Source organism: Marinifilum sp. JC120, from assembly GCA_004923195.1.
Taxonomy (GTDB): Bacteria; Desulfobacterota; Desulfovibrionia; order Desulfovibrionales; family Desulfovibrionaceae; genus Maridesulfovibrio.
Genome location: RDSB01000008.1, coordinates 119,821 through 144,417 on the forward strand (window position 1 = coordinate 119,821; position 24,597 = coordinate 144,417).

Annotated in this window: 17 protein-coding genes; 4 read left to right on the top strand and 13 right to left on the bottom strand. The window is 49.0% G+C overall.

Annotated elements, in window-relative coordinates; translation table 11 throughout:
- Positions 1–22 precede the first annotated feature (22 nt).
- The 12 genes from tssA to D0S45_09955 all read right to left on the bottom strand — a co-directional run bounded on the left by tssA (position 23) and on the right by D0S45_09955 (position 18,011).
- Positions 23–1,582 carry a type VI secretion system protein TssA gene (gene tssA / locus D0S45_09900; protein TIH15885.1) on the bottom strand — a complete coding sequence of 520 codons (1,560 nt, stop codon included), beginning with the start codon at positions 1,580–1,582 and terminating at the stop codon, positions 23–25.
- 194 nt (positions 1,583–1,776) lie between these two features.
- Positions 1,777–2,328 carry a hypothetical protein gene (locus D0S45_09905; GenBank protein TIH15886.1) on the bottom strand — a complete coding sequence of 184 codons (552 nt, stop codon included), beginning with the start codon at positions 2,326–2,328 and terminating at the stop codon, positions 1,777–1,779.
- Between the two features lie 18 nt (positions 2,329–2,346).
- Positions 2,347–2,949: a methyltransferase domain-containing protein gene (locus D0S45_09910; GenBank protein ID TIH15887.1), complete on the bottom strand. Its 603-nt coding sequence runs from the start codon at positions 2,947–2,949 to the stop codon at positions 2,347–2,349.
- A gap of 19 nt (positions 2,950–2,968) precedes the next feature.
- Positions 2,969–6,952 carry a CoA activase gene (locus D0S45_09915; protein ID TIH15888.1) on the bottom strand — a complete coding sequence of 1,328 codons (3,984 nt, stop codon included), beginning with the start codon at positions 6,950–6,952 and terminating at the stop codon, positions 2,969–2,971.
- Positions 6,953–7,139: 187 nt separating this feature from the next.
- Complete coding sequence (locus D0S45_09920; protein ID TIH15889.1) at positions 7,140–7,619, bottom strand: MarR family transcriptional regulator; 480 nt, start codon at positions 7,617–7,619, stop codon at positions 7,140–7,142.
- 37 nt (positions 7,620–7,656) lie between these two features.
- Entirely contained in the window at positions 7,657–8,949 is a 1,293-nt protein-coding gene (locus D0S45_09925; protein ID TIH15890.1) for a hypothetical protein, read from the bottom strand.
- The gene (locus D0S45_09930; GenBank protein ID TIH15891.1) at positions 8,946–9,770 is read right to left on the bottom strand and encodes an outer membrane lipoprotein-sorting protein; all 825 of its coding nucleotides are present in this window, start codon (positions 9,768–9,770) and stop codon (positions 8,946–8,948) included. Before D0S45_09930 ends, D0S45_09925 begins: the two co-directional genes overlap by 4 nt.
- Before the next feature lie 148 nt (positions 9,771–9,918).
- Positions 9,919–12,603, bottom strand: coding sequence for an RND transporter (locus D0S45_09935; GenBank protein TIH15892.1), 2,685 nt, complete (start codon positions 12,601–12,603; stop codon positions 9,919–9,921).
- A gap of 235 nt (positions 12,604–12,838) precedes the next feature.
- A complete protein-coding gene (locus D0S45_09940; protein ID TIH15893.1) occupies positions 12,839–14,104 on the bottom strand; it encodes an MFS transporter in 1,266 nt (421 codons plus the stop codon).
- Between the two features lie 128 nt (positions 14,105–14,232).
- Entirely contained in the window at positions 14,233–16,356 is a 2,124-nt protein-coding gene (locus D0S45_09945) for a TonB-dependent receptor (protein TIH15894.1), read from the bottom strand.
- A gap of 210 nt (positions 16,357–16,566) precedes the next feature.
- Positions 16,567–17,589, bottom strand: a complete 1,023-nt coding sequence (locus D0S45_09950; protein TIH15895.1) for an AraC family transcriptional regulator — start codon at positions 17,587–17,589, stop codon at positions 16,567–16,569.
- Between the two features lie 104 nt (positions 17,590–17,693).
- Positions 17,694–18,011: a hypothetical protein gene (locus D0S45_09955; protein ID TIH15896.1), complete on the bottom strand. Its 318-nt coding sequence runs from the start codon at positions 18,009–18,011 to the stop codon at positions 17,694–17,696.
- Between the two features lie 88 nt (positions 18,012–18,099).
- Between D0S45_09955 and D0S45_09960 the strand changes: the two genes are divergently transcribed.
- Positions 18,100–19,851, top strand: coding sequence for a putative sulfate exporter family transporter (locus D0S45_09960; protein ID TIH15897.1), 1,752 nt, complete (start codon positions 18,100–18,102; stop codon positions 19,849–19,851).
- Between the two features lie 71 nt (positions 19,852–19,922).
- Complete coding sequence (locus tag D0S45_09965) at positions 19,923–20,177, top strand: hypothetical protein (GenBank protein TIH15898.1); 255 nt, start codon at positions 19,923–19,925, stop codon at positions 20,175–20,177.
- A 16-nt stretch (positions 20,178–20,193) separates the two neighbouring features.
- Here the strand turns inward: D0S45_09965 and D0S45_09970 are convergent, their stop codons facing one another.
- Positions 20,194–20,538 carry a hypothetical protein gene (locus tag D0S45_09970; protein TIH15899.1) on the bottom strand — a complete coding sequence of 115 codons (345 nt, stop codon included), beginning with the start codon at positions 20,536–20,538 and terminating at the stop codon, positions 20,194–20,196.
- A gap of 138 nt (positions 20,539–20,676) precedes the next feature.
- Here D0S45_09970 and D0S45_09975 point away from each other — a divergent pair, with 138 nt between their 5' ends.
- Both D0S45_09975 and D0S45_09980 read left to right on the top strand, forming a co-directional pair.
- Positions 20,677–23,112 (top strand): DUF3365 domain-containing protein, encoded by a 2,436-nt coding sequence (locus D0S45_09975; protein TIH15900.1) that lies wholly within the window; start codon positions 20,677–20,679, stop codon positions 23,110–23,112.
- Positions 23,112–24,515 carry a sigma-54-dependent Fis family transcriptional regulator gene (locus tag D0S45_09980; protein TIH15901.1) on the top strand — a complete coding sequence of 468 codons (1,404 nt, stop codon included), beginning with the start codon at positions 23,112–23,114 and terminating at the stop codon, positions 24,513–24,515. The genes D0S45_09975 and D0S45_09980 overlap by 1 nt, the downstream gene beginning before the upstream one ends.
- Positions 24,516–24,597 lie beyond the last annotated feature (82 nt).

Consider the following 24,597-nt stretch of genomic DNA (forward strand, 5'->3'; position numbering starts at 1 on the left):
TTTCTGGGATCAGTCCAAACCGTCAGTTAAATCCGTTAATTTTCAACCCCTCAACAGGGCTGAGCCTGCTGATACGCTGTAAAATTTCAATACTCTTTGCAGCTGCCTCCGGTCCGCCCTCTGCGACCATGGCCCCGTAGGCAGCCAGCAGCCCGGACAAAGCCAGCTCCGGCTCCCACTTCTCAAGGCCGGAACTGTCAATTTGTTCCAGCAATTCAACTGCATGTGCATGAGCCACTCCGGCCTGTTCCTCTGCCGTAAGCAATCCGGTCAACTCGGAACGCAACCGGAAAGCAGAGCGCAAAGAGGGAGATGTATTGATACTATCACAAATGATGGAAACTGCCTCGAACATTTTTTTGTCCGCTGCCAATTCGTTAGCTTTGATCATTATTTCAGCAACTTCGTCCGCTTTACCCTCTGTCCCGAGAGCACCACCACCCTTACTTTTCCCAAGGGATTGCAACCATGAACGTGTCTTGGGATCGGCAAAAGGAGTGCCGTCAGCAAAGCTCAGGGAAGCCAAACCGGGCAGGCGCTGCACATAAAACCCTGTTTCCAGTTCAAGAGCGGCCAATGCGTCGGCATATCCATCGCCTAAACCTTTCAGAGCCTCAGCTGACATGCGGCTTAGATCGAGCCAGAACAGATATTCCCCGATGCGGGATTCAGCCTCACGCAAGCCCCCGGCAAAATCAGATTTTTGAAGCTGACTGAGAATGGAATCTTTGACCGGGCCGTCCGGTGCAGGGATCATGGTCCGCCCGTTTTCCGCAGGCGGAAGTACAGCAATAGGCATCCACGCAGACATGCGCCGCAACCTATAGCCCTCGGCAGCTGAGAGATTGTTGGCAAGAAGATATTCGGACACAGAACCTAGAGCAACAAGAGCGTTCTTTAGTCCGGCTGCATATTCTTCAGAAGAATTTATATTGCCCACACTGAGCGCAGCATGGGGAGCGGAGAGGGTAGTCGTCCCGATGGGCGGGACAACACTGGAAGCATCGCTTCCTTCGGATGAGGCGGACTGCTTTAAATCAGGCTCCGCCACCACTGGCAGTCGCCGCACAGCCCCGGATAAATCTCTGAGAACAGGCGCGTCTTCTGATTTTTCAGCCAAGGCCCCGTCCAGATCAGATATGCGTTTACCCAGCAGATCCACAACGTCCTTGGCAAGATCACCGTCATCATAATTTTTAAGAAATTTTTCGGCATTTTCGGCCCACCAACTGACAGCACTGAATCTACCGCGCATACGTTTTTTTGCCGGATAAAGCGTGTCCCAGAAATTGGAAATCAAATCGAGCAGGAGTTGCGCCCCGGCAGAAAGACCTTCGACTCCTTTAAGGTGCAAAAGCCCCACACCAAGATATGAAGCGATTTTCAAATCCTTTGACTTGGTGTTCAGGATCACCGAACCGAGCTTGACCACCCGCTTCCAATCCACAGCACCACCGGCAGTAGCGCTGGCAAGCTTATCTATCTCCTGCTGCAAAAGGTCATATTCCGGTTCGTAACGGGCATCTGCCCCGGCCGGGTGTTCTTCGCTGACCGGCTTTCTACCCAGATCAAGTAGATCCATTTTCCCTCCGCAATCGAGTATGTACTGTAAAACCCCGCCCTAAAACATCGTGAACAGGCTAGAGTCCAAATAAAGCATAACATACATACGTATTGCGGCAAACAAAGATCGCCGCATAATAAAGACCCCGCAATGTGAAGACACTGCGGGGCGTTAATTTTCCTGAAACAGGGAAAGGCTACTTTTTTAAAAGTCTATACAGATTGCAGAGTCCCCAACAACCCAACCGTCCTTTCGCGGACCTGCTTCAAGTCATCAGCATTAGGACGGCCTTCGATATCTCCCAGTCGTCCGCTGGTATTGAAGTGCTGCATCTTTTCCGGAACAAAAGCCCCCACAATCGACCATTCATCAGCTACGGTAACCCCCAGATGATCGAAAAGCTGGCCCATGTACTTCAAAGCCGGGATGGCCTCGGCCTCCCCGGTATGCGGCCCGGCGTAGGTGCAGTAAACGCAGGCAAATTTGCCGGGAATGCGCGGTGATCCGGGAAGAATCAGATTATTGTCGCGGGCATTGCCTAGCTGCCTGTTGATCCAACTCTGCACACTCTTTCCCGGAAGCCAAGTATAAACCCCAGAACCGACAAAAGTAAGATCGTAATTCAGCAGGTCGAAAATCACGCCTTCTTTATTAAGATTAACGGTGCTGACATTATGCCCGGCCTGAACTGCCGCCTTTTCGATTTCAAGGGCCACTTTCTCGGTCTGGCCGTTAAGAGAACCGTAAAGATTGAGAATTTTCATATTTTAATTCCTTCCATATCATTTTTTTGTGAAACAAATCAAATAATTAAACCCAAGATCCACATATTTAGACTCAGTGAACCCCAGAGGCCCGAGTACAGTTTTGAGTTCATCGCCGGAAATACGCATATGTAACGGCGGACCAAATTCAGTCCTTTCTTTTTTGCATTCCAGCACAGCGACTTCTCCCGAAACTTTCAAAACTCTACGGACCTCCGCAAAGATTGATTTCCCATATTCTTCAAGGCTCATACAATGCAGGGAAGTGCTCATGAAGCAGGTATCCACACTATCGTCCTCAAACGGTAACTTACCGGTCATATCACCAAGAGAAGTGCTGATATTTTTCAGTCCGTTCTCCTCAGCCTGCAACTTTACCTGCTCCAGCATCGCGTTATTGCTGTCAAAAGCGTAAACCCTGCCGGATGTTCCCACATCGCCGGCGGCATGGATCGAGTAATCTCCGGGACCGCACCCCAGATCGAGGAAGACATTACCATCCTGAAGAGCAAGAGCTTTGAAGACCTGATTTGAATCGTGCATGCCGTAACTGGTGGGCCCCCGCCTATGACGGCCATGTCCGCCGTGACAACGTATGCCGGTTTTATGTTCTTTATTCATTGCGACCTCTTTGCTGCCGTTAAAGATTGTATAGAAAGGAATCCACCTTGAGCCTGTTATTCTCATTCCGGTTGCCGTCAAAGGTTAGGGACAAAATCGGGGCATAGGGCTTGTCATCCAGACGATCCTTGAGGATGCCGAGACTTATCCCGGTATTTTCGTACATGGAGGTGACCGAGATTACCCCTTTGACCCCGGCCACCCTTTCCATGATCTTGGCTCCCCGATAACGACCGAATCCTCCGGCATAGTATCCGAGGCCCCGGTCGGCGGTTTTTTTAAGGGAACCAAAACTGCTTTCGTAATGGCTGAATTCACCCAGCAAATCAGAAATCCTACCCAGATACTCCTTAAATTGAGCAATATTACTGCGCAGGGATGAATGCGAATCAACCTTGTTGAAATTGTAATAGTCATACCAATGATTCCAAACGTACTCACTCAAAGGAGCATAAATGACCCGGCGGCCCTGCTCTTCCAGTCTGTCAAAGGTATTGTCATTGAGCAGACTCTTGAAAAGAACCAGCGGTTCGCCGATGGCCATGATCGCTCCCTCATAATCCTGCCGGGCAAGACTTTCACGAATAATCCGGGCTGTGGACTCAAGCTTTTCAATACCCAACTGCCCGCGTGAGGCCAGACGGAGCACAAATTCAAGTGTCTCTGCCCGCAAAGCGGGAGGAGTAAGCAGCACAAGGTCACCAGCCAGCAGGCAAAGGAAAAGCTTGCGGGCATCATCATCGTTAAGCACCCGCAACTCTTCCATAAACGGAGAGATCAACTGAACATTCTCCAGCCCTTCCTGATCAAATACGCAGCGCATAAAACGGCTGTATTGCCCATCCACCTCAGCTCCCTCATTCTGGGGGATAAGCACAGCCGGACTGACCGCGCCCACATCCTTCTGCAAAGAAGAAAGAACTTCCCCCAACAAGGCTGTCAGGGAAAAGTATTCATTACCTGAAGAAAACCTGCGCCCTATATCCACGGATTCTTTTGAAGCAGCAGGAATAACCCGGGCATCAATCCCGCTGGCCTGAAGCATGGCGCAGCCGATATCGGAATAAGGATAAAAGTCCGGCAACAACAAAGGACGGGAACCGAGTTGCGAACAATCCGTCTGAATATTCACCGGATCAGCAGACCCCAGATTCACATATTCCTCCACAGCAAGCGCTTCTCGCTCCGGCACCCTGCTCAAGCTGTTTACAAAGGCTTCCACCCGAGTCTGTACGCCCACACTGGAGGAGTGCTCGTCCACCTCAATGGTCAGGGACGGTTTGTCCTTCAGGATTTCACCGTAATAATGTGCAAAGACCGTATCCGGTCCGCAACCGTGATGAGTCAGGAATATGGGATAAAGGTTGGGATGCTTGGCCACCAATTTGGCAGCGGCTAACATGTGCTGACCGAAAGGCCAGAACATATTGGGATGCTCCATAAAAATATCCGATTCCGGGAGATCAAAAAGAGGAATAGTCCGGTAGCCCATTTCAGCAAGTTTGTCCGGGATGCCCATGTTCAACACCGGGTCGGCCACTCCGTATATCTTGGAGATAAGCACAAAAGCCTTGGAGTTGGGATCAAGGGAATTCAGAGTCTCTCTGCCTCTGTGGCTCATACGTTTTTGATATTCCCGGAAATAATCCATCCCGAACTGTACGGCAGCCCCACTCTCTTCCGGAGTCTTGCCCAATTGCCTGCCAAGATCTGCAAACACATTCTTCATAAAATCAGGTCCCTGATTAAATGCCAGCGTCGGGGAAAGCAGCTTGATGTTCTTTTCCTCCAGCTTCATAGCTTCGCTGATGATCTTGAAAGCCAGCTGCATGTAAGCGCAACCGTAAGTCTGACGGGACTTTGAATTGGGATGAAAAGCGGTAAAAAGGTCGGGGAAGAACAGGAAATCCACCCCCCGCTCCACCAATTGGGCCGCATGCCCGTTTATAAGCTTGACCGGGTAGCAGGTTTCATCAAGGGAATATTCCTGCGCCAGCCTGATAGTTTCATTGGAAGTGGGGTCAGAGAGAACAACATTCACCCCCATCCTCTTAAGAATGGTGTGGAACATGGGGAACATACCAAAAGTAAACAGAGTACGGGGCATACCCACAGTCTTTTTCTGCGGATCAATTGTTCCGTCATAGTCGCGAAAAATAAAGTCCTGCACCTGCTTGTTGAATGAACCGGGAGCGAATTGCGGCTCAGCTTCAACTTCCACTAAATCCGGCTGCTCATTTTCCAGGCAGAACCCTTTAAACGATGTTGCCCCTTTCATCTCTTCGCGGGCAATGATAGCCGCGCCGACAGCTCCGGTCACACTGAAAAATGGCGGCACCTGTACATCCATGCCGTGGACGGCGCGAAATGCATTGATAATGGCTTGATTGTAGGCCACTCCGCCTTGCAGAAGGATTTTCTTTCCTACTTTTTTGCGGCCGACCACCCGGTTGGTGTAATTTTTAATGATGGAATAGCAAAGCCCGGCGGCAATATCTTCAATTGGATCACCCTGCGCGAGATGTGCGGCAATGCTGGTTTCCATGAACACGGTGCAGCGTTCACCCAGATTAAGGGGGGCTTCACTCTTGAAAGCAATCTCCGCGTAATCGTCCAGTGCAATGCCGATCTTTTTAGCCTGCTCCTCAATAAATGACCCGGTCCCGGCGGCGCAGACCTTGTTCATCTGAAAATCTGAAACAGCACCGTTCTTGATGGAAATGAACTTTGAATCCTGCCCGCCAATCTCAAAGACCGTATCCACATCCGGACAAAAGCTGACCGCAGCCCGGGCTTGTGCTGTGATTTCATCTTTGATTATATCCGCGCCAATAAGCCGCCCGGTCATGTTACGTCCAGAACCGGTGGTTGCCGCGCCGAGAACATTAACTTTCCCGGCAAAATCCTCTCCGAGCTCGGCCAGCCCCCTTTTAACCGCTTTGACCGGATCGCCCGCAGTACGCAAATAACGATAACCGAGTACGCGATTGCCGGAATCTACCAGCACCACGTTGGTACTGGTGGAACCGACATCCACCCCTACCCAGCAGTCCACGGACTCAGTTTCCAAAGAAATATCCCGGCAGATATGCTTGCCCGATCCATCTGCGATTCCGTAACCGGCCAGTGCAGGCAGAACGACCTTCTCTTCCGCGCATATGATGGGGCCGCAACTGTTTTTTAAGAAATCCTGCAACAGTGCTAAATTTAATGTTCTTCGTTCTTTGCGGGCAATAACCGCCGCTCCCACAGCTCCGGCAACTTTGCCCTGTTGATGAATAATGAGCTGATCATCATTTAAATCCAGCACCTTAAGCAGAGCAGAAACAATGGCTTTGTTCCGGGATACTCCCCCGGCAAAAAAGAACGGAGCGCGTTTGGGTAACCCGCGCATGACTGCATTGCGATAATTTCTGGCTGTAGCATAAGCAAGCCCGCGCAGGATATCTGGAATGGATACACCTTCCTGCTGATGGTGGGTGATATCGGTCTTGGCAAAGACACTGCATCTCCCGGCGATCCTGGGAGTTGAATTTGCCTTGGATTCGATGCGAGAATAATCCTCAATCTCAATGCCTATACGCGAAGCCTGCTCTTCAAGAAATGAACCTGTACCGGCAGAACAATCAGGATTAAGAGAAAACTCTATCCCGCTCTTTATCTCCTTGGAAAACCCGGTAATAAACCCGGCCCGTTGACCGCCGATTTCGATAATAGATGAGCAGGAGGGAGCCAGCAATTGCGCTCCTTCCACAACGGCAGCCAGATCGTTTGCCCCATGGACCAACCCTTCTCCGGCGAAGACCTTCCCACCGGAACCGACAACTGCCCCGTAAAGTTCCTCCGTATCAAGTTTCGGCTTCAAATCATCCAGCATTTCAGCCAGCATCTGGATTGGACGCCCTTTGTGGAGTATATACCTACTACTGATTATATTCCGCTGTTCATCAAGAACAGCCACTTTTACCGAGGAGTAACCGATATCTATGCCTATGCTGTTCATAAAATCCTCCTTTTTAGTTAAGATACTTAACTATTGTGACAAAAAAATATCTAAATCGGACACAACTACTCATCTTGAGGCCCACCACTACGGGGTGCTGCCTACGAACGAACACCAAATCCACTTCCTGCGGAGTTGGGGAATTAAACTCGTTTTACAAAAGACTTAACCAGCCAGAGCAAAAAAGCTAAATCTTCCCGAACATTTCAGCCAGCCGATCATCAACCACGGTCTCCACCACCGCAAGGACAGCCGAGGCTGTTGCAAGCTGCGGATCGGTAAATTCATCCAAACGTTTCTTCAGGTTAGCCATATGTCGCTCATGAAATTCCTGATGAATATTGAATGCCTCCCAACCTTTATCTGTAAGCCTTGCCAGAAGCTCCTTGCGGTTATCCGGGGCATGTTCTTTACGGGCAACCCCACGTTTTTCCAATTTTCCGACCATCTGCGAAACCGCGCTCTTGGTTACCCCAAGCACGGAAGCTATGCTCTTCAAGTTAGCCCCCTCATTGAGGCCAATGGCATGCAGACAGCGGATTTCCCGCGGCGTAAGCTCAAGCCCATCGCCAAGGACTATGGGTTGCTCCTCAATCCTGCTATGCTTATTGATTATACGGATCAGTCTGCCAGTCATGTAACGGATCGCTTCTTCATTATTGTCCATACGCTTTTGATAAAGATACTTAACTATGCCTGTCAAGCTAAAAACTATACCTAATCGAGCTGTACACGTTGGAGTTGTTAGTGAACTGCCCGAAAAAGGTCTGCTCTCCGGCACCTACAAAAATGTTAGCCCCGCAACCAACGGTCATACGATCTGACACCTTGTATTGTAATCCGGGCCGCAAATATGCATCCTCATCGCTGGGCGAATAATAGCCGTCAAAATTCAAGGTCAGGTTCTGATTCATGAACTGCTGGGTGAACTGCATGGTGATCACATGCCGAAACTCATCCTTTGGATTCTTGGGATTATGCACATTGAGATAGTTGCCGTAATCCAGCATCTGCTCCACATAGTACTGCACTTCGCAATTGCTGTCGGTCCAAAGTTCCTGCGCATAGCCAACCAGATAACGGATCTCGGAGTTATCCACGTCCGCATTGGTTCCGCCCCTGCTCTTGGTGGAATCGTACCACGCAACTTCAATGTTCCCGATACCCGGTCCAACCTGACCGCGGATACTTGCGCCGTAGACATTGAGTGCCGGGAAAGTGGCCTCCTCAGCGGCGTTCATTCCGGCAGGTTTTTTCCAGTAACCCCAATAACCGTACAGAGCTAACTCGTAGTTGTTGATATTCTTATAAATACGTGCGGAGAATTCATCATTTTCAAACCATTCATCAGGCACGTCAGTGTCGAGGATATTATCCCTGCCCACCAAACGGTCTTCCATTCCGCTAAAAAATGAAATGTATTCCCCGTCAATATAACGGTCCGGCTCGAATTTAGGGGTGTAGACCAGATCAATACTTGCCGCTTCCGTAAAAAAACTGACTTTTGCTGAATTGCAAGGCGCCTTCAGGTATTCCGCATCCCTGCCCATGAAGAAAGAACGCCAGTCCTTGGGAAAAAGGTCGTTCAGGAAAACCAACCCGCCCGTCCCCCAAGTAAGCACCTGCCGCCCGAATTTGATATCCATGTAATCCGTAGGCCGTGAGAACATCCACAATTCACGGGTTTCATAAACAATACGATTTGTCACACCGTCCGCGCGCAGATCTCCTTTGTATTTAAAGTCGGCCCAGTCGGTATAGGTGAATAGTTCTCCCTGCAAGCGCAGTTCAGCCATGGAAATCTGCTTTTCCTCCGGGTCCTGCTGGGTACGCGCCCCTGTGCGGGCTTCAATGAAACCATTGAACTCCAGCGGCGCAAACTGTTCACTGAATGACTCCAGCCAGTTGTCATCACTCTCAGCTGCCGAGGCCGATCCGACCAGTGCTGCAAGCAGCACCAGCCAGACCATAACGCATATACTTTTCAGCAACCTCATCGCATCAATTCCCTCGGCGGACGACGCAGATACCTTTCGCCGAAGATGGACTCTTTAACCGGGAGGTCATAAGTCACGCCGGAAAAGGTCATCACGGTTTCACTTCCGGTTTCAAGGTTTTTCACCTTTGAAACTGTCACCGTGGGATAGACTTCACCGCTCTTATCTGATGCGATCTCATCTACCTTAATCACTTCCATAGTCCGGTAAGGTTTGTCTGAACTTTTAAAGTATTCCATTTTTATGGGCAAATAGGTTTTCATATCCACATAAGCGACATAGTGGGAAAATTCCACATCACCGGGATTTATAGGGGTATTCTTGAGCATGTAGCAGCCGTTCTCAGTCCCGAGCAATTCATGCATGTCTTCATGCAGGCTGCGCCCGGAGATATCTTCGTAAAGGAAATCGGAACCCGCAAAACTGGTTCTTTTATCACCGGCAGCGATCCGCTTAACCATATCGAGGCTGGGCATGTACAGCCAGCGAGAATCGTCCTTGCCCGGTTCAACTGTTTTGTGGACCAGAAAAACCATTTTGCGCACATCCGCCGGGGATTTAAAGTAGGACATGTAAAGCTGTCTGGAATCACCATCGCCCGCGTCTTTACGCAGGATGTTCAAGTCCCGCTCTCTGGTACGGCCCTGACTATCGGTGATTTCAAGGTGTACTTTGCCCTTGCAGGTTTCACCCTGATAAAGGGCCATGTGGTTGGCCTTGTTTACTATGGTTTCAACGTCCTCAGTTTCTGCCCATGCGGGTGCACTCAATAACGAAATCAGTGCCATTGTTGCTATGAGAGAGAGTATTTTTGATTTCATGTGGAGCCTCTTTGATTTGATGCGCTTCGCGCTTTTTTATGAACTCATTTTGCCTCCGGCGGCTTAAGACCTTTTTTCAAAAAGGTCTTAAGAATCCCAAAAACTTTTATTTGGGCTTTGCCGCCTTGAGAGGACAAATCGTATTTTATTATTGATTAACCTTCACTGTTACGGTCGCTTCCGGTGTGGACTGAGCCGGGATTTCCAGCTTGGCTCCGGCAAAGAACCACTTGGAGGCCATGGTGATAATCGCGGGCATGGCTACCAAAGTCATGATGCCGGAGATCATCATAATGGAAGAAAGCAGCAAACTGGTGGTGCGGTACGGAATCAAAGCCGAGATAAGCATGGGCAGGAACCCGATGGCGATGACCAGCACGTTGCGGCTGATGGCCCTTGCCGGGGCACCGTACATACGGGGCAGGGTTTCCTCCCATGATCCGGTCTTAGAGTAGATTTTCCGGCTGCGCTCTACAAAATGGATAGCAAAGTCCACCGACATTCCCAGCGTGAGTACGCCGAGAACCGCTACAGGCATATCGTAATCCTTACCGATCAGACCGATGAAGCCGTAAATAAAAGCAATGGTGATGGTTAACGGAACCATGCACAACACGCCCCATTTGAATGAACGGAACAGGAACACAGCCATGAGCAGGACAATGGCAAAGCTACCGATAAATGAGCGCAGCATGCCTTCCACCATCTGGCTCTGCCAAGCAACGTTAATGTAGGTCAGGCCAGCCCAGTTATGGGTGATGTCGCAGGGCGGGGGATTGCTTCTTAAGTAGTCGCTGACAAAGGTCTCCACCGCTTCCATGACCATGTTGTCACCGCTGGTAAGCTGGAAAACCACGCAGGCTCCGTTGTAGTCCGGGGTCACGTAATGCCAGAGATCGTGCGGACGATGGCTCTGCTGAAACTGCATGTAGCACTCACCCACAGTCTGCATTTTCCCAGGCACGCGGTAACTTGCATCTTCACCGTCAGTCAGTTCCTGATGTATTTTGCTGACCAGATCAGACGGGGCGGTGCTCTTGCCTACCAGTCCGGCCTCCTCAATTTCCTTTTGCAATCCGGCAAGGTAACTGAGCATTGCAGGCTGTTTAAAAGGTTTCAGAAGTTCCTTTTCAAGGCCGAAAAAGCTGCTGAATTCATCATACAGATAGAAGTCATCACCTGTGGACTTTTCCGCCTTGAGTCCGGCAAAAGATACAGCCCGGTCAAGGAACGAAACATCCGCTGCCGAATCTGGTTTATCCATCAACTCGGCCATGAAGCTCACACCTTTCGCCCGTGCATCAGGGAATTCGGTGCTGAGGGTTTCGGTAAAGGCAACGAACTTATCAGCCAGCTTGCGTTTATCGGATTCAGAGAAATTGATCTCGTTTTCCTCACTCTCCAGAATCAGATAAGCAGGATAGGTTCCGGCAAAATGCTTGTTCAAAGCGGTGTCAGCCAAACGGATAGGGTGGCTGGTCGCAAACCATTTAACCGGGTTATCGTTGATTCTGATTTTGCTGATTCCCCATGCGGAAACAACCAGCAGGACCAGAAACAGACCCAGCAGCGGCTTGGCGTAGCGGTAGGAAACTCCCCCGGTTTTTTCCAGAATGCGGGACAGCAGGGTGGTTTTGCCGCTGCCGTGTTTATTCAACCCGAAGTTGCTGAAAATCCGGGCCGGAAGGACCAATATATAAGCGGGTACGAACATAATGGTCAGCAACCATGCGACCATAATACCCAGCCCCACGAACACGCCGAATATCTGGACCGGGGGAATAGGAGTGAGGGCAAGAGAAATAAAGCCCGCCGCAGAAGTAAGGGAAGTATAGAGCATAGGCATGAACAGAATGTTCAGAACCTCGATAATGGTCTGCTTCCTACCCTTCTCCGGCGTATAAAGGTCAAAGAATTCCGATAGAATATGTATCGAATCCACCACTGCAATGGACATTAGAAATACCGGAATCATGGAACTCATGATGTGCACTTCAAATCCGCAGCCGATCATGGTTCCCATGGTCATGACCACGGAAAGAGTGGCAATAATCATGGGCAGGAAGGTCAGTGAGAGTTTACGGAAGAAGAAATACAGGAGCAGAAAAATGGTACCCATGGCCAGCGGCGAGGCAAGGCTCATTTCAGTAAACATTTCAATGCCAATGGCATCCTGTGCCACGGGCAGCCCGGTAATGTGGAATTCATCATCACCGCCCAGTTCCTTTATTTTTTCCTGCAAGGCGATGTAGACGCGGTAGCTCTGGTACTTATCGGTCAGGGGCAGGTAGATGCAGATAGCCTTGCCGTCTTCGGAAGCCATCTGCCCCACCAGCATAGGATTAGAGAAAACCTTTTCCTTCACAACGTCAGCTTGCGCCTGAGTGGACGGGGGCCGGGACATGAGCCAGTCAAATGAAATGACTCCCGGTCCATCCTGACTGATATGCTCCACCATGGACGGAGCAATCATATCAACTTCAATAACCCCATCCATTCTTGAGGGGTCATCAGGATTTTCCCAGCGCAGGGTCCGGGCAAATTCTGCCAGCTCATGGACACGCTTTAAGGTATCAGGATTAAAAACCCCGTGCGGGTTCTGCTCATTAAGAATACCGAGCACAACAATTTCAGAAAGAGCAAATTTTTCCTTAGCCTCATTATGGAAAACCCGGGAAGGTTCGTCTGCCGGGAGCATATGCTCAGGGTCAGTATCGATGACTACCTTCGGGAAGAAGGAGCCGCAAAAAACCGCCAGCAACAGGAGCAGGACAATGGTCATCCAGCTCCTTTTTGTGGCGAATGAAATCAGCATTTGTTTTATTTTATTCATTTATTTTCCCCTATGGGTTAATTTTAGTTTAGCAACTTAACTATTGTCATAGAATTTCCCCAGACAGAAACATCCTTTGACTTACTTATAGCTCTCGTAAAAAACCGAAACTACTCCGCGAAACCTTAAAATTGCCCCATTTACCGGAAGCAAAAATAAAGGCTGCACCGGAGACCCGTGCAGCCTTTACCGCCCCGGACTACAAGCCCGGAACTAGTCATTCACAATCAATCCACTAACCCGGAAATTCAACCATACGGGGTGCTCCAGCCCTACCTTCGTGGCGTCCGGCCAGTTCTGCCACCAGAAACCCGGCAAAGCAGAGTACCCCGAGAAGAATATAAAGCCCTTCCATGCCGAGCAGGTCCCCGACATGACCGAAAACAGGAGACCCGGCCATGGGTACGATGATGAACAAACTGCTCAAAACAGCAAACCCGGTCCCGGCATTTTTTCCGGCACTCACCTTCATCATCAGGGTAAAACTCCAGACCATGACCGCCCCGATAAGAATATTATCAATGCTCAGCAGCAGAGCCGCCTGCCAGTAAGGAATTACCCCGCAGCGGGCCACAAATACGGTGTATGCAGCCAGCAAAATCACTGTGGAGCAGAAAACCCGCAGGAAAGTACGCCCGCCTACACGGTGCAAAAACCATCCACTGAGAAAAGTTCCGATAAGTCCCGCAGGATAGGCATAATGCATAAGAATAATACCCACGCTTCGGGAATCAAATCCCATATCAACCAGCAGCGGGGTGCGCATCTGCACAGAAGTAAAGGCAAATGCCGTGGGAGCGATCAGAATTGGGAGGACTCTGATAACTTCACGCTTTTTCAAAAAAGCCCACACCCCTTCCCCACTGGTTTCCTTGTCCGCCGGTGCTGTTATGAGGGGATCAATCTCGCGGTGAAAGAGAACCGGAAGACTGAAGGAGAATACAGCAGCGGCAAGAAACAGGCAGAGGGTCTGCCAGCCGAAAGTTGAGTTCATAAACAGCATGACCCCGCCTCCGAGCATGAGTCCTGCAAAACGGGCAGCTGACTGAATGGAGTTGCCCCACGGACGCTCCTCTTCGGTCAGAATATCAGTAGCATAACCATCCACGGCAATGTCATTGGTGGCCATGACGCAGCTCAAAAGAAGGAGCAGCCCGTACATAATGCCGAAATCTGTGGAGGGCGGAAAATATGAAACGCAGACCAACACCGCCGCTCCGATCCATTGCAAGGGAAATATCCACGACCTGCGTCTGCCAAGGGCAGGTATATATTTACGGTCCACCCATGAAGCGCAGAGAAACTTTAAAGCCCACGGCAAATGGAGTGCGAAGACGGCCCCGACGGCCTTAAGATTTACGCCCTGCTCACGCAGGATGACCGGCAGACTTCCAAAGACATAACCAAGCGGTATGGCCTGACACAAATACATGGATGCCAGCAGTGAAAGCTTGAATAATTTTGAAGTCTTGTGCGGTCTTTTATTGTTTGAAATACTCATTTCCTTAATTCCTCTTCACTCCTTGCTGATTAACTTATACAGGCAAAGGAAAATGATTTCCACTCTCAAGAGGAGAGTTTTTGCCCGAAAATGATGCGCCCATGCAGGGGCATGGACGCATCACGCATTTAAAACCTGTAATCAATTGAAATACCGAAAGTTCTCGGTTCGCCGTCCTCAGCCAGACCGGCAGAGACGTTCTCCATAATCACATATTCGCGGTCCAGCAGGTTCTTGGACCAGAGGTAAACATCCAGATGCTCACCTTCCACACCGACTTTGAGGTTGACCAATTCATAAGGATCTTCCTTAACTGTATTGGCATCATCAAAGTAACGGGAACCGACTCCGACTAAATCCGCCCGTCCAAAAAAGCCCCACTGGCCGATGATATTGCGGCGGTAATCAGTGGCGACGGTGTAGGTATAATCAGGCACGCCGAACACCCGGTTACCCTTGTAATCTTCACCTTCGGCAGGAGAATACTTATCGAACTCAGCTTCCATCCAAGTGAACGTTCCGCTCAGGTTCAAGCCTTCCATAACCACAAAACGTGAATCCACTTCCACGCCCAGCCTGTGGGAACGTCCGGCATTAGCGGTATAGGGCTGCATGGAATCGGTCATGAACAAAGGCAACTGTTCATCATCAATAGCAGTGTAAAAACCGCTGACATTGAAATTCAAACGATTGGAAAAGAAAGCTGATTTGAATCCGATCTCATAGAGCCAGCTGTCTTCTTCGCCATAAGCCTGATGAGCCTCTGGAGCCGAGGCGTCATTAAAGCCCCCGGCACGGTGCGCTCGGGCCACGGTTCCGTATAAAGTCTGGTCTTCGCTGAGATGCCATGCCAGTGCAAACTTAGGCAACAATTTGGAAAAGCTGTTGGAAACATCACGGTTCACAAGGGGGGCTTCCGAACCTCCGGCAGGAGTCTGCCCTTTATACGTGTCTGCTGAAGCATATTCGTATTCGTAACGAAGGCCGACAGTAAGATCCAGATTATCCCAGAAAGTATAGGTTCCCTGCCCGAAAACAGCCCCACCGGCGTTATCCTTATCAGTCTTGAATTTCAGATTCGATCCCGGAGCCTTGGAATTAACTCCATAAAGGTTGGTGATGTCGGTCTTTGATTTCAAAAGAAAAAAATGCCCCCCGGTCAGCCACTCCAGCGGCCCATTGTCTTCAGGCGAGGCAAAACGAAATTCCTGAGAAAAATCACTATCTTTCTGATTGTAAGTCTTGCGCATCATGTCAGCAGGGGTAAAGTCGGCATCCATCTTCTCTTTGCTGTCAAAGTATCTGTACCCGGTCACGGAAAAGAGCTTTCCGTAATCCGTTTTGTATTCTGAGTTGAGCGCAAGCCCCCAGCAGTCGTTTTTCTGGCTGCCCTCATAATCGTGGGAATAATGGTAGGGATCGTCCACAGCGAATTTACCGGACTTAACAAAGGAATTTCGCTCGGTGCGGCGCATGGGATAAGCACCATCATCATGATTCTGGATGTCAAAGGAAAGAGTCATATCCAGATCATCTGTAGGCAGGTAACGAAGTTTCAAACGCCCTGATTTTCCGTCCTGATGCCGACCGTCATCACCGTCCGCAGGAGTGTCGTTTTCCATGTATCCGTCTTTAAAAGCCCCCAATCCATACACGCCGAGAAAAAGCTTATCCTCGACAATGGGACCGGACCAGCTAGCCCGGAATTCCTTGCTGTGATAATTTCCGATCTCCACACCAAGGGAACTTTCCACCTCATTTCCGGGCTGTTTGGTAAAAACATTGATAACCCCCCCCATAGTGTTACGTCCGTAAAGGGTTCCCTGCGGCCCCTTAAGCACTTCAACCTGCTCCACTTCGAAAAGTGGAAAATTGAACATGTAAGATTTGGAAAAGTTGATCCCGTCCACAAAATATCCGGTGGCAGGTTCGGCATTGGGCAAACTCTTGATCCCGCGTAAAAACATGAAGCCATGCCTGCGGCTGCCGAAATCACTGAACTCAAGATTAGGCACATGCAATGCCAGATCATCTGTATCTTTGATGTCCATGTCCTTTAGCTCCACATCGTTCAAAGCCACAATACTGGCCGGGACATTCTGCGCCTTTTCTGACCTTTTCTGGGCCTTGACGGTCACAGGAGCAAGATACAACCCATCCTCTGTCGAGTTATCTGCAAAAGCAATTGCTGAACTGAAATAGACTGTCATTATCAATAACGAGACAGTTTTCAAAAATCGTTTTTTAAACATACCTTCTCCATATATTGCTGAATATTGTCCACATCTAAAATGAAAGATACGAACACACGTCACCAGCAGATATATGGATACGCAATAACAAACTACTCGAAGAGATTATTATTTTAACCCAATTAATATTCTTGATTTATATAAACAAAAAGACTGTATTACCAAGATGCAATACAGTCTCAATGAACTCAAATTTAACAATACACTTGGTCAATTAGATATCGGAAAAACTTTTTTACCGCGCACTGAAGTTAAAAACTTTTTAGGCAGCACTCCGTACTTTTTCTTAAATGCCGCACTAAAATGGCTCAGATTTGTATACCCCAATGCCCATGCAACTTCGCTCACGTTCATATCTCCAGCTTCAAAAAGCATTCTGGCCTTCCGTAATTTGTATTCCTTGAGAAAAGCAAAAACAGTCATGCCGTAAAGCTCATGAAAACCGGCCTGAATCTTACTGATGCTCATCATATGCGCACTGGCAAGCTCAGCCATGGTCGGCGGAGAATCGAAATTTTCCTTTAGTTCCTCTTGAATAGACTTAATTCTTTCAATCTCGTGCATGCTCAAACCGGAACTGCGAACCCGCTCGGAGGATTCGAGCTTCATGACCTGCAAACCAATCAACTCGAGAGCCTTCCCCTGAAGATAAAGCTTGCTGCAATTTCCACCCACCAACGCGTAAAACAATTCATTAGCCGCAGCCTGGACCACCGGATCCATGGCGTGATGGAGAAAAAAACCACATTCGGAGCTATTTTCCAAGACCCCCTTCAGGTCATCATGAATTGCATCCATATCTGTATAAAGCAGTTCGTGCAGCAATTCCGGGCTAATGTGCAAATGAATGGTTCTTGCCTTCCCTTCTGCCGCAGACTCAACCACACCCGACATTTCACGGAAAAATCCCAAGCCTCCGCTACCGGGAAAATTATCCACCCGCAAAGGCCCGAGTGAGGTTTCATTCATATTGTTGATGATTGATCCCTCAAGAAAAAAACCAAAATCTATATAATTGTTTTTTTTCTGATAGTTGAAGGAGAACCCCTTAAAAAGGGTGGCTTCAAAAGCACTCAACCTCAATCCGGGCCTGAGCTCCATTTCCCTCCAGACAGGGGTTGCTATTGCCCCATTCTCACATACAGACTCAAACGCACGGACCGCACTCTTAGTCGATGCATTTTCAATTCCCCAACAGCTTTTGTTTATTTCAGAAAGCGTATTGTTTTCCATTTCTCCACTCCTGACCCGAGAGGTTCTAACTGAGTTTGAATTTCATTTTCCATATGAAATATAGTTAACCTGCTTAACTGTCAAGAGGGGTGTATACATTTTCTCTATTGCTGTGAAGATATTAATTCCAAATCCTTCAGTACAACCAGTTGACTTTGCTCTGCGTCTAACAAGAACAACCACACGATCATGCTCGTCCTGAAAGGACGAGGTCTGCCCATGCAGATTATTAAGCAGCTTAACAAATGGGGTGTTTTTTTGATCTTAAGAGAGATCTTTAAATCTTCTTGCACAGACAGACGTAAATAAACGCGCCTAAACTGCAAACCGGACTTTACACCTCCGCAACCAGCAACTGCAATCCAAAGTAAGCACCCCAACACCAACAAACTCTTTATTTTAAGCAACTTGTGGAAATACATTTTTTGGCCCGCCTTTTGCCTTTACTGACTTCAGGATACAGGCAGACCCCGGTCTGTTTTGAAAATAAATTTGGAGGATATGTAAGAAATGGCAGAAAACGCAGTTAAGCAAAGCAGTGATGTCGTAGTCGACAAAGCAGCCAGCTCATGGTCCGACCTTTGGAAAAAAGAAGATTATTGGGCCATCTGGCTGGGATTCCTGATCCTGACCGTCGGCGCAATAATCTTTTTCAACAACAAGCCCGCGGACATGGAAGCCAAGTTCGCAAAACAAAACGCTATCATGACCGAGGAAGCCGCCCGCGCTCCCTTTAAAACAGTAGCATGGTACGAGGCTCAGACCGCTAAAGAAAAAATCAAAGCAAAAAATCAGCCTGTGGGTAAGGCCATTAAAGCCTTCATGGCTAAACCCCAAAAGTGGACAACCAACCCGCTGGATGCTTTCATCCAGACTCAGGAACAGGCTGATATAAAAAATGCAGCGGGCATGCCCAAATATGAGAAGGCAAAAGCCGCAGCAACAGCAGCCAAAAGCGCAGCCCTCATTGCACAGGCCAAGGCTGAACAAGCAGGATTCAAGGATGCCAAGCTTAACGCAGAGACCTCCGCTTCCATTGAAGCATGGCTAAAACTGCGCGCAAAGGAATCATCTGCTAAGAAAAAAATCAAAAACAAGCCATATAACCTGTTCCCTTCACTGTTGGTTTTAATGATCGGATTCGGACTCTTCTTCGCATTGGGAATGCGCTTCATTGACGGTGAGGCCAAACAATTTCTCAAAGGATTCGGATTGGTTTTCGTTATTGCCGTCGCTTCCTATCTCATGTCCAATCAAGCGACCATGAAACAGTACGGTATCGGATACGCGGCTTGGGCTATTGCCATCGGTCTCGTAATTTCCAACACCATCGGAACTCCAAGCTGGGCCAAGAAAGCTCTTCAGGTTGAATTCTTCATTAAAACAGGACTGGTTCTGCTCGGTGCGGAAGTTCTGTTCAACAAAGTCGTAGCCATCGGTATTCCCGGTATCTTCGTGGCCTGGGTTGTCACCCCGGTTGTTCTGATCACTACCTTCATCTTCGGTCAGAAAGTAATCAAGGTGCCTTCCAAAACCCTGAACATGGTTATCTCCGCCGACATGTCCGTTTGCGGTACTTCCGCAGCTATTGCAGCGGCTGCGGCATGTAAAGCGAAGAAAGAAGAACTAACCCTCGCAATCGGTCTTTCCCTTGTCTTCACTTCCGTCATGATGATCATCATGCCCGCCATCATCAAGGGCACCGGAATGCCTTTCATTCTCGGCGGAGCATGGATGGGCGGAACTATCGACGCTACCGGGGCTGTTGCAGCAGCTGGAGCCTTCCTTTCTGAAAAGGCTCTTTACGTGGCGGCGACCATTAAAATGATCCAGAACGTGCTGATCGGTGTAACCGCTTTCGGTATCGCCATCTTCTGGGCCACTAAAGTTGAAGCCAAAGCCGGACAGAAAGTACATGCAATGGAAATCTGGCACCGCTTTCCCAAGTTCGTACTCGGCTTCTTGACCGCATCGGTAATCTTCTCCATCATTTACACTTCACTTGGTTCCGACGCAGGCTTCACTATGGTTGACCAGGGCGTATTGCGCGGCTTCTCCCGCATCTTCCGCGGCTGGTTCTTCTGCCTGTCCTTTGCAGCAATCGGACTGGCAACCAACTTCCGCGAGCTCAAGCATTACTTCAAAGGCGGCAAACCGCTCATCCTTTACGTATGCGGTCAGTCCTTAAACCTGTGCCTGACCCTGATCATGGCTTACCTCATGTTCTACGTGGTCTTCCCTGATATCACTTCCAAAATCTAGACATTTGGAATCACACCCCCTGCACGGAGGGAAGCGTAAATACGCTTCCCTCCCCATAAAGGAACAAAAAGATGGAAAATAAACCTCTCAGCTTCAGAATTTTTTCTTTTTTTGCCACTTGCGCCGTAATCTGGGCCATGGTCTTTGTAGCCGGTCCCATGCTCATAGACACAAGCCCGGCCTTCCGCACTCTGGCCGACTTTGTGGTCGAATCCGACATTGAAACCGGAGAATTCTACTATACGGACGTAGAAATCGTGGGACATGCAGACCACAACGCCCGCAGTTCAATGGAATACCTGCCCCATGGCCCCGGCCCGGAATAAAAAAAGGACCAGTGGCTCATGATCTAAACATGGAATCTATCATTTTACCGGCAGAAATAAGATAATATCCAGTGCGGGGAACAGCACCAAGAAAATACCCAAGCTGTTCAAGCTCTGTCCTGCCTAAATCAAAGGTGGAAAAGTAGATCTTAAAACAAAGAATAAGACTTAAAAGACACAGGATGGTTATAGGGATTGAGCTGCTCAGACGAGTGAATAAATCCTTAACTTTAAGCTTACCTTGAAAAAAAAGAATCAGGGATGCCGCACATTGCAAAAAACTGTTCCAGCCACGCACAAACAAGTCCGCAGTGATAATACCGGCTAGAACCGCTGCAAAAAATTGATAAAAACTGTTCATAGGCCCCCCGCTCAAAGTCCGTTACAAAAAAGACTACCCCATTTAATATAACCCTACCCTGCTCAAGCAATCACGGTCAAGGAAACCGGGCTTGACTTCGGGGGTTCCAGCTATAAACTCTTGAGCAGGCGGCAAAGCATGAAACTTCCCAGACCATATTCCATACAAAGCAAATTTCTTTTAAGCCTGATTCTGACCTCCCTTATTATCGGGGGCGTTCTTTTTGCGGGTTTCTCCATGCATATGAGCAAAGTTCTCGAAAATGTCGTGCGCGAAAAAGCGAGCATGGTTTTCGGACAGGTGGACTCAGTGCAGAATTACGTACGCGGTGTGCTTCGCCCGCAGATGTATGAAGAGCTTCCGGACAAATTCGTAATCCAAGCCATGTCCTCCTCATTTATTACCCGCAACATCATGGCCCGTGATAAGAATGCAACTTCAAGCTTCACGTACCGCCGTGTAGCTGAGGGTGCACGTAATCCAGACTATGAAGCCAAGGGAATCGAACTGGAACTGATCAACCACTTCAAGAAAAAGCCCGCCCAACAGCTGTGGGAAGGTTACAAAACTATCAACGGGGAAAAACATTTTGTCCTGGCCCGTCCGGCAGTATTCAAAAAAAGCTGTTTGCGCTGCCATGGAAAAATCGAAGACGGGCCGGTAGAACTGGTTGAACTCTACGGCAATCGAGGTTTTGGACATACCGCTGACAGCATCGGCGGAGTGGATTTCGTCGGCTTGCCGGTCAGCGCGTCCGTAGCCCGAATTCAGAACACCATCATGACCTACATAGGGGTTTTCCTGCTGGCCGTTCTGCTCTACCTCGGAGCCACCAACATGCTCTTTAAGCGGATAGTGGCCAACAACATCCGTATCCTGACCACCAATTTCCGACGCAATTTCAGTGATGAAAAAGGTGTGGCTTTATTCCGGGAAGTGGAACAAGAAGATGAAATAGGCGAGATGATCGGCGGCATTGAAAAACTCAGTGACTACATGTTCGACACCCGCCAGAAACTACAGGATTATGCATCCAATCTTGAAAACATGGTCGAGGAACGCACCGGGGAACTGGAACTGGAAGCAACTGCCCGTCAATCAGATGTAGAACTTTTCGTACAACTTCTAGCCGGGTCCAGCCGCAGCCAGTCCCGTTCAGAACTGTGGAGAGCAACCCTGCCCCTGATTCATAAAAGATTTAATCTTGAACGAACCGCTTATGTCTGCACTTTTTCCAGTAAAAATTTCTACTCCCTGCCGGAAAACCAGGAACGTCCGCTGCTTCCTGACAACTGGGTGGAACTGCTGACCGAATCCGTTCCGCTTATTCTTGATGACCGGGCATACATTCCAGTTGAGTCCTCTTCGGGAAGTGCCGAGGGACTGCTCTGCCTGTTCCGTAAGGAAAAATCATCCTTCCGTGAAAAAGACCGTACCGTGTTGCGGGCCATCGGACGCCAGCTCGGAATTGCAGCAGACAGCATCTCCGCACTGAACAGCATCGTGCGCCACAATGCTAACCTGCAATCGATCTTCGAAGGCATCAGTGATCCGCTGCTGCTTGCTGACGGAACAGGAAATCCCATCGTTGCCAACGAATCTGCCCGCAAGCTGGGAGAGGAACTTTCCGATGGAACCATTACTAACGGCGGCGTGGTCAGCCTGCTCTGCCACGGCCCCGGAGATTCCGGTAATTGTGGAATTTCTAAATCCCTGTTTATGAACAAACCCTTGTCCAGAGAAGTTTCTCTGCCGGAGGGCCGTTCTTTTGCCATCAATATCTATCCCATTCACGATGCGGAAAATCCACTTGAACGCAGGGTAGTCATCTACGTTCATGAAACAACCAGCCAGAAGCAAATGCTGGCCCATATGACTCAGGCTGAAAAAATGGCGACAGTAGGAAAACTTTCAGCCGGACTGGCCCATGAAATCAACAACCCGCTGGGGGTTATCCTCTGTTATGCAGAATTGTTAAAAAAAGAGGCTACCGGACAGAACGCAGAAGATATTGAAGTTATCCTCAAACATACCAGACAGGCACAGACAGTGCTCAAGGATCTGCTAAACTTCGCACGACCAAAAGTTTCTTCAACAGTTGGCAGCGATTTAACAAAGATAGTCCGCGATGTTGCCGATGTATTCCGTATTCAGGCGGATAAGCAAGGAGCTAAAATAAGTCTTGAACTTGACGACTCCACTCCGAAACTGAATGTGGAACCGCAAGCTCTTGAGCACATTGTTGCCAACCTGCTCTTGAACGGACTTGATGCTGTGCCGGAAAACGAAGGCAGATTAAAAATAAGCCTTGGTTTTGAACAGCCGGGGCAGGCTGTGCTTAAAGTCACGGATAACGGTCCCGGCATAGCGCAGGAAGACTTGCAATATGTATTTGACCCCTTTTACACCACCAAAGAAGTCAATAAAGGTTCCGGTCTGGGACTGGCTGTAGTATTTGGGTTCATGAGCGATCTCGGCGGCTCTATTGAAGTGGAAAACGGCAGCAAGGACAAAGGAGAACTGTCCGGGGCCGTATTCACCCTGAAATTTCCCCTGACTAAAAAGGATATATAATGGCTGACACACATCAGCAAAAGATATTGATAGTTGATGATCAGGAAGATTTTGCCCGAGGAATCAAAAGATTGATTGAAGGCGCCTTCCCTGAAAACACCGTTTTGATGGCTTTCAACGGTGAGCAGGCACTTGCCATGCTTAAATCACAGCAGGTGACCCTAATGGTCAGTGACCTCCAAATGCCCGGCATGAATGGTCTGGAACTTTTAAAGACCGCCCTTGCTCAAAGCGATTCATTATCTGTGGTAATGCTTACCGCCCACGGAACAGTGGAGACCGCAGTGGAAGCCCTCAAAGCCGGAGCCTACGATTTTGTGACCAAGCCCATTGAACAGGAGAATCTGTTCCGAGTCATCAGCAAAGGCATGGAGCGAAGCCGTTTACTTGAGGAGAACAGATTACTTCGGGCACAGATAGAACAGCGTAAGGACCGTTTGCTTGGGCAAAGCCCCGTCATGCAGCAGCTAAAGCAATCCATAGGCGCCGTGGCTCGTACTGATTACAACGTTCTGATTATGGGCGAATCCGGAACGGGTAAAGAATTGGTGGCCGGGATGGTACGGGACCTGAGTTCACGGGCTGACAAGCCATACGTAACCGTCAACTGTACTGCTATCCCTGACAATCTTCTGGAGAGCGAACTTTTCGGACATATCAAGGGAGCGTTCAGCGGTGCGGACCATGACCGCGAAGGACTATTCACCCGTGCTGACGGCGGAACAATACTGCTGGACGAAATTGGCGATATTCCACTGGAAACGCAGGCCAAACTGTTGCGCGTCCTGCAGGAAGGAGAAATCAGACCCGTAGGTTCAGACCATTCAAAAAATATCGATGTGCGGGTGTTGGCCTCAACCAATCAGGATTTGCCCCGTCGGGTAGCTGAAAAAACTTTTCGCGAAGACCTGTATCACCGCTTGAACGTACTTCCCTTAAACCTGCCTTCGCTGAAGAACCGTCCCGGAGATATTCCTCTACTGGCCCGTTATTTTGCGCAAAAAGCCTGCATTGAATTGGGGCTGCCTGAAAAAGAACTGGAACCGGCTGTCGTAGGACATTTAAGCGGACAGAAATGGACCGGAAATGTCCGTGAGTTGCAGAACACCATGCGCAAGCTGGCCGTATTCAGCACCGGGGAATCCATAACTATGCTGGCTGTGGACATGGCCGAAGGTAAGATGTCAATGGAGTTAAAAAACGATTCTATGGCAAACCTTCCGTTTAAAGAAGCCAAGCAGCAATTGGTGGACAGCTTCAGCAGAAGTTACATCAGCGATATTCTGAGCCGTAGCGGTGGTAATGTTTCAGAGGCGGCACGAATGTCAGATTTGTCCAGAGTGGCAGTGCAGAAAATGCTCTCACGGTTCAATTTGAAGACTTCAAATTTTAAAAAAGAGTGAACCGCTTAATTTTGTACCCAGTTTGCAAACTAAATTTTCCCCCGCCAATAAAGCTATCGACTCATTGGCCCAAGGCTATTAT